The sequence below is a fragment of the Roseibium sp. genome, assembly GCF_025698965.1.
GTDB lineage: Bacteria > Pseudomonadota > Alphaproteobacteria > Rhizobiales > Stappiaceae > Roseibium.
In genome coordinates this window covers 1-11,538 of record NZ_JAILWL010000182.1, presented here as the reverse complement: position 1 = coordinate 11,538, position 11,538 = coordinate 1, and the positions used below count along the sequence as shown (strand labels likewise).

9 protein-coding genes are annotated in these 11,538 nt (G+C 54.0%); 5 read left to right on the top strand and 4 right to left on the bottom strand.

Annotated features, from left to right (window positions below; translation table 11 throughout):
- Positions 1-63: 63 nt before the first annotated feature.
- The gene (locus tag K5905_RS15780; protein WP_297585612.1) at positions 64-930 is read right to left on the bottom strand and encodes a LysR family transcriptional regulator; all 867 of its coding nucleotides are present in this window, start codon (positions 928-930) and stop codon (positions 64-66) included.
- 95 nt (positions 931-1,025) lie between these two features.
- On the opposite strand from K5905_RS15780, the gene K5905_RS15775 reads away from it, so the two are divergent.
- Both K5905_RS15775 and K5905_RS15770 read left to right on the top strand, forming a co-directional pair.
- Complete coding sequence (locus K5905_RS15775) at positions 1,026-2,168, top strand: TauD/TfdA family dioxygenase (protein WP_297585611.1); 1,143 nt, start codon at positions 1,026-1,028, stop codon at positions 2,166-2,168.
- The gene (locus tag K5905_RS15770; protein ID WP_297585610.1) at positions 2,165-2,761 is read left to right on the top strand and encodes an HD domain-containing protein; all 597 of its coding nucleotides are present in this window, start codon (positions 2,165-2,167) and stop codon (positions 2,759-2,761) included. Before K5905_RS15775 ends, K5905_RS15770 begins: the two co-directional genes overlap by 4 nt.
- A gap of 75 nt (positions 2,762-2,836) precedes the next feature.
- On the opposite strand, the gene K5905_RS15765 is transcribed toward K5905_RS15770, so the two are convergent.
- Positions 2,837-3,874, bottom strand: coding sequence for a M23 family metallopeptidase (locus K5905_RS15765; protein WP_297585609.1), 1,038 nt, complete (start codon positions 3,872-3,874; stop codon positions 2,837-2,839).
- Positions 3,875-3,986: 112 nt separating this feature from the next.
- Here K5905_RS15765 and K5905_RS15760 point away from each other — a divergent pair, with 112 nt between their 5' ends.
- Complete coding sequence (locus tag K5905_RS15760) at positions 3,987-4,751, top strand: FKBP-type peptidyl-prolyl cis-trans isomerase (RefSeq protein WP_297585607.1); 765 nt, start codon at positions 3,987-3,989, stop codon at positions 4,749-4,751.
- Between the two features lie 21 nt (positions 4,752-4,772).
- Here K5905_RS15760 and K5905_RS15755 read toward each other — a convergent pair whose 3' ends face one another.
- Positions 4,773-6,194 carry an 8-oxoguanine deaminase gene (locus K5905_RS15755; protein ID WP_297585605.1) on the bottom strand — a complete coding sequence of 474 codons (1,422 nt, stop codon included), beginning with the start codon at positions 6,192-6,194 and terminating at the stop codon, positions 4,773-4,775.
- Positions 6,195-6,306: 112 nt separating this feature from the next.
- Positions 6,307-7,707, bottom strand: coding sequence for a Si-specific NAD(P)(+) transhydrogenase (gene sthA, locus K5905_RS15750; protein WP_297585603.1), 1,401 nt, complete (start codon positions 7,705-7,707; stop codon positions 6,307-6,309).
- 521 nt (positions 7,708-8,228) lie between these two features.
- Here sthA and K5905_RS15745 point away from each other — a divergent pair.
- Complete coding sequence (locus K5905_RS15745; protein WP_297585600.1) at positions 8,229-9,128, top strand: hypothetical protein; 900 nt, start codon at positions 8,229-8,231, stop codon at positions 9,126-9,128.
- Between the two features lie 336 nt (positions 9,129-9,464).
- On the top strand, positions 9,465-11,538 hold a 2,074-nt coding region (locus K5905_RS15740; RefSeq protein ID WP_297585599.1), incomplete at its 3' end, for an anthranilate synthase component I.

The window sequence follows — 11,538 nt, the reverse complement described above, 5'->3', positions numbered from 1 at the left end:
TACGCTCCGCCAAGGACCCGATGAAAAACAAAATCTAGTACTCGTTGCTGCATTCAGCGCACGTCATTCGCCACTCGCTTTTAGGCCTTGTTCGAGCAAATTCCATTGATGGCGGGAAACGGCGTCTTTCGATGCCAGCAACCAGTAGGTCTCGTGGTGCGGCAGAGATTGTTCCGACACGCGAACGAGGCGACCCGACGCCATGTCCTGCTGACAAAGCGGAAGCGATGCGAGCACAACGCCGAACCCGGCGCGCGCCGCCGACAGAGCAGATGAAAACGTGTCAAAACGCAAGTCCGGAAGCGGTGTTGTCGGAATACCGAAACGCGTGGACCACTCATTCCAGCCTGGTCGTGGCCCCACAAGCGCAATTCGCGGCAATTCCGTCCACTGCTGTGCGGATTTGAGCAGATCTGGCGAAGCGACCGGTGCCAGTGCCTCGCTATAAAGCGGCAATTTGTAGGTAACCGGCCAGTCTCCTGTGCCATAACGGATCTGGATGGTGCTGAATTCCGGAACGGTTTCCGCGGAAAGTACCATGGTCCTGAAAGAAACCTGCGCATCGATATCGGCACGAAGGCGCTTCAGACGCGGAAGAAGCCAGAGTTCGATGATCGATCCGCTGGCCGAGATTGTGAGGCGTTTTCGCGAAATTCCGAAAAGCCCTTCAGAACTCTCGCGCAGGCTTTCAAGCGCTGAGCGCACGTGCGGCAACCAAGTTTCACCTTCAACCGTCAGTGAAATCTGGCGGGCTTGTCGCAGGAAGAGTTGCGTATTCAACCGCTTTTCCAGTTTCCCGATCCGTTGACTGATGGCCGACTGCGTCAAGCCGGTTTCCTGAGCCGCCGCAGTGAAACTTCCCAACCTGGCAGCCACTTCAAATGCTCGCACCCACTCAAGCGGCAGATTGTCAAATCTGGCTCTATCCATAACCAAAACGAACCCTTAGCGTCATAATTCCTAATTTGATTTTATAGAAAGAACCGTCGATCTTGTCATGAACCAAATTGGAGAGGCTTTGGTAGATGATGGACGTTGCAGTGAGCGATGCGGGTGATTTTCTCGCACTTAAGGACGATCAAAAACAACATCGGTTTCATGCAATCTGGCTGCGGGACAATGCAACCGATGCGGAGACGCGGTCGCCAATCAACGGACAGCGTTTGATTGCGTTGCGGGACATCAGCCCGGATGTTCGCATTTCATCTGCTGAAATTGTCGGCGAAACGCTGAAAGTCACCTTTTCTCCCGAGAGCAAATCCGTCGAATATCCGGTATCCTGGCTGCGTGCCCATTCTTATGACCGTGCAGCATCCGACGAAAAAGGTTGGCTCGCACCGGGTATCGAGACCTGGGACAGCGCGCTGAACCAAAATGTCCCTTCCGCTGATTTCGGTTTGGTGAGTTCCGATCCGAACGCAAGGACCAACTGGTTGGCGGATGTTGCCCGATATGGCTTCGGCAAGCTTGAGGGCGGGCCGGTAAAAGACCAGGCGCTGATGCAAGTTGTCGAGTTGTTCGGCTTTGTCAGAGAAACGAACTATGGCCGTCACTTTGAAGTTCGCACGGAGGTCAATCCGACAAACCTTGCCTTTACCGGTCTTGGGCTGCAGGCGCATACCGACAATCCCTACCGTGATCCTGTGCCGAGCGTTCAGGTTCTCTACTGCCTCGAAAGTTCTGCGGCAGGTGGCGAGAATATGGTGGTGGACGGGTTCAGGGCAGCCCAGCGCCTCAGGGAAGAAAACGCCGATTGGTTCGACGTCTTAAGCCGCTATTGTGCCCGTTTTGAATATGCCGGGGAGAAGGGAGTGATCCTCAGATCCCGCAAACCAATGATAGAACTTGCTCCGGATGGCGAACTTATAGCGCTCCGCTTCAACAACCGGTCCACCGCCGCGATCACCGATGTTCCCTTTAACGACATGGACACCTACTACAAGGCCTATCGGAGGCTCGGTGAAATTATCGATGATCCGTCCATGGAAGTCACATTCAGGCTTGAACCTGGTGAGTGTTTCATTGTTGACAACACAAGGGTACTGCACGCCCGCAAGGCTTATTCGGGAACCGGAACGCGCTGGCTGCAGGGTTGCTACTCGGATAAGGACGGACTTCTGTCCACCCTCGCCTCACTGCAAGTGACTTCGCTGGAGGCAGCCGAATGAGCAAGCCGGATTTCACCACTTTGACCCGCGAGAACATTGTCGCTTTTCTGGGCGACATCTTTGAACGTTGTGGCGATGAGGAATATCTCGGCGAGCCGGTCACCATGGCACAACACATGCTGCAGGGCGCCACGCTGGCTGAACAGAACGGCCTGGATGAAGAAATCATCGTTGGCGCGCTGCTACACGATATCGGTCACTTCACATCGGAATTCGGCACCTTCTCGATGAACGACACACAGGACCGCTATCACGAGGAAGCCGGGGCCGAGGTTCTTAGCGGTTTTTTTCCATCGGTCATTACCGATTGCGTCCGCTATCACGTGGCCGCGAAACGCTACCTGTGCGCAACCAAACCGGACTATTTCAATCGCCTTTCGGAGGCTTCCGTCCACTCGCTCAACCTGCAGGGCGGTCCCATGGATCCAGAGGAGGTAACGGAGTTTGAAAAGAACCCGAATCTGAAGAAAATCATCCAGGTTCGCTATCTTGATGAGGCCGGAAAACAGCCGGAAATGGAAACGCCGGACTTCTGGCACTTTGCGCCAATGGTTCAGCGCATTGTCGACAAACATCTGATCGCGGAACTATAGCTCACTGACATCAGGTCTAAGCCGCCGTGAAAGTCCTGACGACAGCGTTCTTTCGTGTTTCTGACAAGCCCGGATTCAATCCTCCAATTGGAACCGGGCTGTTTCTTCACGAAAGGCTTTGCCATCACGAACCAAGGTAGCCGTACCGACATATTCTCCGCTCGGCCAAGCATTGGTTCTGAGTTTCCGCCCTGAAAACGCAACCCATTGCGCTTTCTGACTTTCAATCGGCTTGCCTTCGGTTTCCGCCAGGACGCCCTGAGGTCCTACCAGGCGCATTGCGATCCTGTCCCCCTGCTGCAGATTTATCAGTCTCGCGAAAAAGACAAGTGCGGGAGAACGGCCGGACGGCGCGTTTTCCAACCCTTGTTCCAGATTCAAGGTTGTCACGGGACCGTCGGAAAAGCCTAGCTGGATAATGCTCCCTAGCGCATCTTCCAGCATCAACTCAGTGTCGGTCTGCCACAAGCTCCTTTCCAAGTTCTGTTTGCCATTGTCACCTGATGCACAGACTTCAATCTGTTTGGCACTCCGTTCAACAGCCCCGATAAACGGGTCGACAGTCTTGCCGTCCTTTCGAAGTGACAGATGCACGTGTGGGAACGCAGCAAAACCGGAATATCCGACCTCGCCTAGTTTTTGACCGCGGTCCAGCTGATCACCCGCATTTACCAGAACAGATCCCTTGCGCAGGTGACAGTATTGCGTTTCCCAACCACCGCCATGATCGACCACGACGCCATTACCGCATTCCTTGTTTCTGACACGCACCCTGTCTTCCATGGAAACGACCAACTTGTCCGGCATGTCATTGCGCACAGCCTTCACGGTTCCAGGTGCCGATGCCAGAACATCACCCGTTATCTGTGTGTTCAGCAGTCGAAAGTCCGTGCCTTTGTGACCATCGTAGCTTGCAGGTTTGCAGGCTACGGTTTGAACCTCGTCTCCAGGATCGATATCGACAAAATTCTGAACAAAACAGTCCTTGCCAAGGTCGCAAGCCAGCGGCAGCGACAGCTCAATTTCCTGAGCAAAGGAAGCCGTGCTTTGAACGCCACTGAATGCAGTTGCAATGAATACCGTCGTCAGAATTGTGCCAAAGCGCCACAGCATGGTTTCAGTCCTTTTCAAAAACACGCTTGTTCAGGTAGCGTTGATTTGCAATCGGATTGCCGATCACAGATCTTCTGGAAACCTACTTCATTAAACCAATGGAACAAACGTGATGATAAAATGGCTGTTCGGCATTGTGATCTCGCTGACGCTTACTCTCCCCGCCATAGCTCAGGACCAACTGCAGATCCGGGAGATCGAGAAGGGTACAGGCGAAGAAGCCAATGTCGGGGAAACCGTAGTCGTCCACTATACCGGCTGGCTCATGGATGGAACCAAGTTCGATTCAAGCCTTGATCGCGGAACACCGTTTTCCTTTACCCTTGGCGAACGCCGGGTAATTCCCGGCTGGGAGAAAGGCGTTGAAGGTATGCAGGTTGGTGGCAAGCGCGAGCTGATTATTCCGCCAGACCTTGCCTATGGCGCCCAGGGCGCCGGAGGTGTCATTCCACCCAATGCGACCTTGAAATTTGAAATCGAACTCCTTGAGGTTAAAGGCAAGAAGTTTTCCGATATCGGCAATGAAGCGTTGAAGGAAAAGCTTGCGTCGGGTGCGACCGTGATCGATATCCGCCGCCCGGACGAATGGCAACAGACCGGCGTACTTCCTGGAAGTCATCTGGTGACGTTTTTCGATGCCAGCGGTAACGTCAACCCAGCTTTCGGCACCGCGCTTCGGAAGCTGATTTCAGGTCCTGCTGAGGAGGTGATTCTTATCTGCAGAACCGGCAGACGCAGTCAGGTTCTCTCCGAATACCTGTCTGGACAGGCGGGATTCACGAATGTCGTCAATGTGGAAAACGGCATAACCAGCTGGATTGCCGACGGCGGCGAAATCACTACGGCCGCAATGCCGGAAAACTGCTGGCTCTGCTGAAATCGGGAATGCTCTCCCTGATCAGACGGACGAAGCCAGCGCGAGGCTGAGTCGATTATGGGCCTCAATGACCGGCCCCATTTCCATCGTTGCAATCTGCCCTTCCTCAACAACAATCTGGCCGTTGATGACAGTCGTCTTGGCCGCTTGTGGCGCACAGAATACCACCGCGGCCACCGGGTCATGCAGACCACCTGCAAACTGCAGTGTATTCAAGTCCAAAGTAAAGAAGTCAGCGCATTTACCCTGCTCCAGCGAACCGACATCGTCCCGCCCGAGAACTGACGCTCCACCTATTGTTGCCAACTCCAGGGCTTCCCTAGCCGTCATCCATTCACCCGCCCGCAATGGATGCGAGGGAGGCAGAAGCGCATGTTTGCGTGGCCCTTCCGGTGGCAACAACCCAAGCTGCAGGCGAGCCAGCAGCATGGCCTGCCGCACCTCCATCAGCATGTTCGAACCGTCATTGCTGGCCGAGCCGTCAACACCAAGGCCAACCTTGACACCCGCTGCCATGTATTTCTTGACCGGTGCAATGCCCGAGGCCAGGCGCATGTTGGAGCATGGACAATGGGCTGCGCCGCACCCGGTATTTGCAAAAAGACGAATTTCATCATCGTCGACATGGATCGCATGGGCATACCAGACATCCGGTCCCGTCCAGTCAAGCCCTTCCATCCACTCCACCGGACGTTTGCCGAACCGTTCGAGCGTGTAGCGTTCTTCGTCCAGCGTTTCGCACAGGTGAGTGTGCAGCATCACGCCCTTGTCACGGGCAAGACGCGCGCTCTCCCGCAAGAGATCTTCAGACACAGAGAACGGCGAACAAGGAGCAACCACGATGCGGGTCATCGCCCCTAAAGAGGCATCGTGATAGCGATCGATCACGCGGATACTGTCCTTCAGAATGTCCTCTTCGTTCTCAACACAATCATCAGGTGGCAAACCGCCCTTGCTCTCTCCCAGGGACATCGATCCACGACTTGCATGAAAACGAACCCCGAGTTCCTGCGCGGCTTCAATCTGATAATCAACCTTGTTTCCGCTCTGGAAAAGATAGGTATGGTCGAACACCGTCGTGCAGCCGGACAAGGCAAGTTCAGCAAGACCAATCAGCGTACTGGCACGCGATGCATCCGGATCGGTTTTCGCCCAGATTCTGTAATGCGCCTGAAGCCAGGGAAACAGATTGTTGTTCTGTGCGGCCGGCAGGTTGCGGGTCAAGGTCTGGTTTAGATGATGGTGCGTATTGACGAAACCAGGAAGGACAATCTGGCCCGAGGCGTCAATCACCTTGTCTGCGTTTTCCGGCAGATCCTCGGTCACGCCGACCTTTTTGAGAATGCCGTCTTCAGCATAGAGCCCACCACCGGGAATTTCCCGACGGTCGCCGTCCATTGTGACGAGCATGTCGGCGTTTTTCAAAAGCAGTGTCTGAGGCATGGCAAACTTTCAGCGGACTCGTTCACAATTGATCGTGAACGCAATCTACACACAGGTGCAGACCGAAACCACGATTTGCACGCAGGAAGACTTTCAGGAATTTGCGTTAAATCTACTCTTCCAAAGGCGGCATGCGATTCCAGGCATCGAGCGCGGCAATCTTGTAGGCCTCGGCCAGCGTCGGATAGTTGAAGGTGTTTTCAACGAAATATTCCAACGTGCCCTTGAGGTTCAACACGGCCTGACCGATATGCACCAGCTCCGTCGCCCCCTCACCCACTATGTGACACCCAAGCAAGCGCCGGGTCTTTAGCGAGAAGATCATTTTGAGCATCCCGGTATCAAGCCCCATGATGTGACCGCGGGAAGTTTCCCGGAACCGGGCAACGCCACATTCGTAAGGGATCCCGCGTTCCTTGATTTCTTCTTCGGTCATTCCGACTGTCGAAATCTCCGGCACCGCATAAATGCCATACGGAAAATACTCAGGCGGATCATAGGCCTTCTCGCCAAGCGCGTGACAGGCCGCAATCCTTCCCTGTTCCATTGAGGTCGAGGCAAGACTTGGAAATCCAATCACGTCACCGGCTGCAAAGATATGGGGTACTTCGGCCTGAAAGGTCATCGGATCGACTTTCAGGCGACCGCGATGGTCAACGCCAAGCTTACAGTTCTCGAGATTGAGCGATGGCGTTGCCCCCATGCGACCCGCCGCGAACAGGATGACGTTGGAGCGGACACACCTGCCTCCTTCCAGCGTGATTTCACAATCCGCCGGGCCGTGTTTTTCGATTTTTTCAACCTTTGCCCCAAACCGAAGGGCAATCCCCCGATCGCGCAGCTGATGCGTGAAATCGGCGACCAGTTCCTTGTCCAGGAAATCAAGCATGGTTTCGCGCGGTTCAATCAGTGTCACATGGACATCGAGCGCAGAAAAGATCGACGCATATTCTACCCCGATCACGCCTGCCCCGATGACTGCGATAGATCGGGGAATTTTCGTCAGGTCCAGAATTTCGTCACTATCGAGAATGAATTCGCCATCAAACGGCACGTAGTCGGGACGAAAGGGCTTTGTTCCCACTGCAATAACGAATTTGTCCCCATTAAACCTCAGGATTTCTCCCGCTTCTCCTTCAACTTCGATCGTGTTCGAATCGACGAAACTCGCGGCACCTCGGATCGTATCCACCTTGTTCCGGGCAAACTGGTGTTCGAGAACTTCAACCTCGTGGTCGAGAGTTATGTGCAAACGCGCCCGCAGGTCCCCTGCCGTGAGATCCTCTTTCACCCGATACGAACGGCCATAGAACCCGCGTTCACGCCAGCCCGTCAAATTCAAAACCGTTTCACGCAATGTCTTTGAAGGGATCGTGCCTGTGTGTACGGAGACACCTCCAACCCGGCGGCCTTTTTCGACGACTAAAACACTCCGGCCGAATTTCGCAGCCTGGATCGCAGCCCGCCGTCCCGCAGGACCGCTGCCGATCACAATCAGATCAAAATGTTCCATGTGTTGCCCGCATTGCCATGGTCAAAAAGCTGCGGGCGTTAAAACACATAATCCGCACAATGAAAACGAGGTTGCCGAGGTACAAAACAAGAAAAACGCATCGGAAGACATCCCAGAATTGCTTTCTTTACGCCACACGCGCAATGGTGATAACCTAACGTAAGTTAATTATTTTACTCAGAGTTTTGGAGGGGGAACAAACGATGAGTAGAAATCCAATTGATGCTAAGAAAATTGCTTATGGCGGCACCGGCTTGGTTGCACTCTTGTTCTTTGTCTGCACCTTGTTTCTACTCTTGTACGGATTTTCTGCCTACATCATTCGTTCGCAAATTGATTTGACAACAGCCTCTACCGGCAACAACGCACAAAACAATAACACCATTGATGTCAATGCGGCCAAAAACCTGGATAAACTCATCCACACAATTGAGAAAAACCACAGAATAGAATCCGAAATCGCTGATACGAATAGAAAACTATACGATATTGAATTTAATTACTCTTTGGCGAAGTCAGAAATGACAAGTAATACACTCACGATTACGCAATCGAATATTTCGGTTGCAAATGACATTTCCAATTCGATACAGGAAATTCAACGATCTCTCAAAACGACCGAATATCAGCTCCATGAGCGCCAGGTAAAAGACATCCTCCAGGAAGTGAACAAGGAGGACAGCGCTGGCAGGGTTCTGTTCGTAAACACCCGGGAACACCTGTCGCTCTTCAAGCACAAGCTCGACAATAATTCGGAGAGCATCCCCACGTTTGAAGAGGCTTCCAAGAAAATCGACGAAACCTTCGAAGCTATCGCCACCTATGAGGACACATATTTCTCCTTGAGAGCAGTGAACAAGGACAAGGATTACGAAGCCAAGAAGCTGGAACTGAACAAGAAACATGAAGAAGACAGGCTGAGGAAGCTCCTGAGCACACAGAACGACATTTCCAAAACACTGCCGCCAGAGTCTGAATTTGTTTTCTCCTCTCTCAATCTGCTGGGTGGAACGCTTCTGTTCTTTGTGAAGCTTCCGACCATCGTTTTGACACTTATCGTGACGATCGCAGCTGGCGGCCTGGCGTCGCTCGTCTCCTTCACGCGCAAATTTCTGCATAAAAACAACAGGCAAGTCGGTGTTGGCACGCTTCTGTCCAATGTTGCAGAAGGTGTCGCTGCCTCCATCGGGATCTTTCTTTTCGCAGGAACCGGCATGCTGATGTTGACGCAAGGCGGTGCGAACGCGCCGACCAATGTGGAACTGAGCCCCTACATGGTCGCATTCCTGGCGTTTCTGTCCGGGTTCATGGCCGAAAGCGCATTCAAACGCATCGAGGATGCAGGCCGGGACTTCTTCAAGACAAAAAATGATCCGGATGACGGAGACGCCGGCAACCAGGGTCCGACCGTGCAGATATAATGCACATTCATTGAACGGGCTCTGGCCGAACCGGCAAGTGAACTGGTGGAACTCGCAACTCCGTACTCGAAGGCCGAAAGGCTGCCGCGTTTAAATTCCGGCTTGCGCCTTTTTGACATTGCCATGGGTCCGTTCATCAGTTATGGCTCGTGTCATGAAAATGATCTTGAAATCAGCTTGGTGGTGGCGCGGCGCGATATAGGCGGCCAGCGATCAGTCATGCTCTGAACAGATCGAAAATCACTCCAAGGCCGCCGCGGGATACCGTTGGCGGCCTTGGTGTTTTATAAGGCTGCAAGTATCCCAAACGGCCATCAGAACGGGAACGGAAAAACCATGCCAGTGCCGGCAGATCATACATACGAAACGAACAGCGGGATCACGATCCTGCGCACGTCACGGCCTTCCGACTATGAAACCGGCACCTCTGACTGGATCGACCGGTTGGATGGCGAACTTGGTGCGGTCCTCGCTTCCTCCTACGAGTATCCCGGTCGTTACACGCGGTGGGACATGGCTCTGGTCAATCCGCCTCTGGTTTTGGAGGCCGCTGACCGTAAAGTGGAAATCCGCGCACTCAACGACCGTGGCAGGATCTTGATTCCGGCAATCAGGGATGCCTTGAAAACACATGAAGTGGTTGAAACCTTCGAGGCAGACGACGATCGGATCAACTTGACCGTCAAGAAACCCGACCGACTCTTCAACGAAGAAGAACGGTCTCGGCAACCGTCCACATTTTCTATTGTACGTGCGCTCAAAGACCTGTTTGCTTGCGATGATGAGCAGCTCGGTCTTTATGGTGCGTTCGGTTACGACGTCGCATTTCAGTTCGAGCCGATTGATCTGAAACTTGACCGACCGGAAGACCAGCGGGATGTAGTCCTGTTCCTGCCGGACGAAATTCTGATCGTCGACCACCATGGCAAGCGCGCTTACGTCCTGGAATATGATTTTGTCGTGCATGGCAAGACAACCAAGGGGATGCAGCGGACTGGTGAAAACCGCCCCTACACGCCTGCGAACAGGGATCCGGGACGAGGCGACCATGAGCCGGGCGAATATGCCAAGCTGGTCGAAACGGCCAAGGACTACTTCCGTCGCGGAGATTTGTTCGAAACCGTACCCGGCCAAACGTTTTACGAACCCTGCGCCAACCCACCTTCAGCGGTCTCCCGGCGTCTGGCACAGATTAACCCCTCCCCTTATTCCTTCTTCTTCAATCTTGGCAACGCGGAATATCTCGTTGGCGCTTCGCCGGAAATGTATGTCCGCGTGACCGGAGGTCGGCGCGTTGAGACGTGCCCGATATCCGGCACCATCCGGCGCGGCAAGAACGCCATTGAAGACGAAGCGCAGATCCGGAAACTTCTCAATTCCGCAAAGGACGAGGCAGAGCTCACAATGTGCTCCGACGTCGACCGGAATGACAAGAGCCGCGTTTGTGTGCCTGGTTCGGTCAAGGTCATCGGCCGGCGTCAGATCGAGATGTATTCCCGCCTGATCCACACGGTCGACCACATCGAAGGAACTTTGCGTGAAGACCTGGATGCGCTCGACGCGTTTTTGTCTCACACCTGGGCGGTGACGGTGACCGGCGCCCCAAAACGCTGGGCGATGCAATTCATCGAAGATCATGAAAAATCATCTCGTGCCTGGTATGGCGGCGCGATCGGAGCAGTTCTGTTCAACGGCGACATGAATACCGGACTGACGCTTCGGACAGTGCGCATCAAGGACGGCACTGCGCAGATCCGTGCTGGAGCCACGCTGCTATATGACAGCGTGCCGGAAGATGAGGAGGCTGAAACCGAGCTCAAGGCGGAAGCCATGCGCGCTGCGGTGCGCGAGGCTGGTCTTGCGACCAAGACAAAGGAAAAGCCGGAAGAAAAGAAGCCTGGAAAAGGTTTGAAAATCCTGCTTGTCGATCACGAAGACAGTTTCGTCCATACGCTCGCCAATTATTTCAGACAGACTGGCGCAGAGGTGGTCACCTACCGGACGCCGGTTGCCGATCATGTCTTTCACGACGTCAATCCTGATCTGGTCGTTCTGTCACCTGGCCCTGGAAATCCGAAAGATTTTGATTGCGCAGCGACCATCGGCAGGGCACGTGCTCGGGCATTGCCGATTTTCGGTGTCTGCCTCGGGTTGCAGGCTCTTTCAGAATACTTCGGTGCCGACCTCGGCCAACTGGACATCCCGATGCACGGCAAACCGTCTCCCATCAGCCTATCGGGCAATTCCCTGCTGTTTGAAGGGTTGAACGCGCCAGTTGTTGTCGGACGGTATCACTCACTCTTTGCCAAGCGGGACACGCTTCCAGGCGACTTCAGGGTGACTGCCGAAACGGAAGACGGCGTCGTTATGGCCATCGAGCATCAGAGAGAGGCAATCGCCGCGGTGCAAT

Excerpts from the sequence above, each read along its gene's own strand:
- K5905_RS15780 (WP_297585612.1), bottom strand. The coding sequence starts at position 930 with ATGGATAGAGCCAGATTTGACAATCTGCCGCTTGAGTGGGTGCGAGCA.
- K5905_RS15775 (WP_297585611.1), top strand. The coding sequence starts at position 1,026 with ATGATGGACGTTGCAGTGAGCGATGCGGGTGATTTTCTCGCACTTAAG.
- K5905_RS15770 (WP_297585610.1), top strand. The coding sequence starts at position 2,165 with ATGAGCAAGCCGGATTTCACCACTTTGACCCGCGAGAACATTGTCGCT.
- K5905_RS15765 (WP_297585609.1), bottom strand. The coding sequence starts at position 3,874 with ATGCTGTGGCGCTTTGGCACAATTCTGACGACGGTATTCATTGCAACT.
- K5905_RS15760 (WP_297585607.1), top strand. The coding sequence starts at position 3,987 with ATGATAAAATGGCTGTTCGGCATTGTGATCTCGCTGACGCTTACTCTC.
- K5905_RS15755 (WP_297585605.1), bottom strand. The coding sequence starts at position 6,194 with ATGCCTCAGACACTGCTTTTGAAAAACGCCGACATGCTCGTCACAATG.
- sthA (WP_297585603.1), bottom strand. The coding sequence starts at position 7,707 with ATGGAACATTTTGATCTGATTGTGATCGGCAGCGGTCCTGCGGGACGG.
- K5905_RS15745 (WP_297585600.1), top strand. The coding sequence starts at position 8,229 with ATGACAAGTAATACACTCACGATTACGCAATCGAATATTTCGGTTGCA.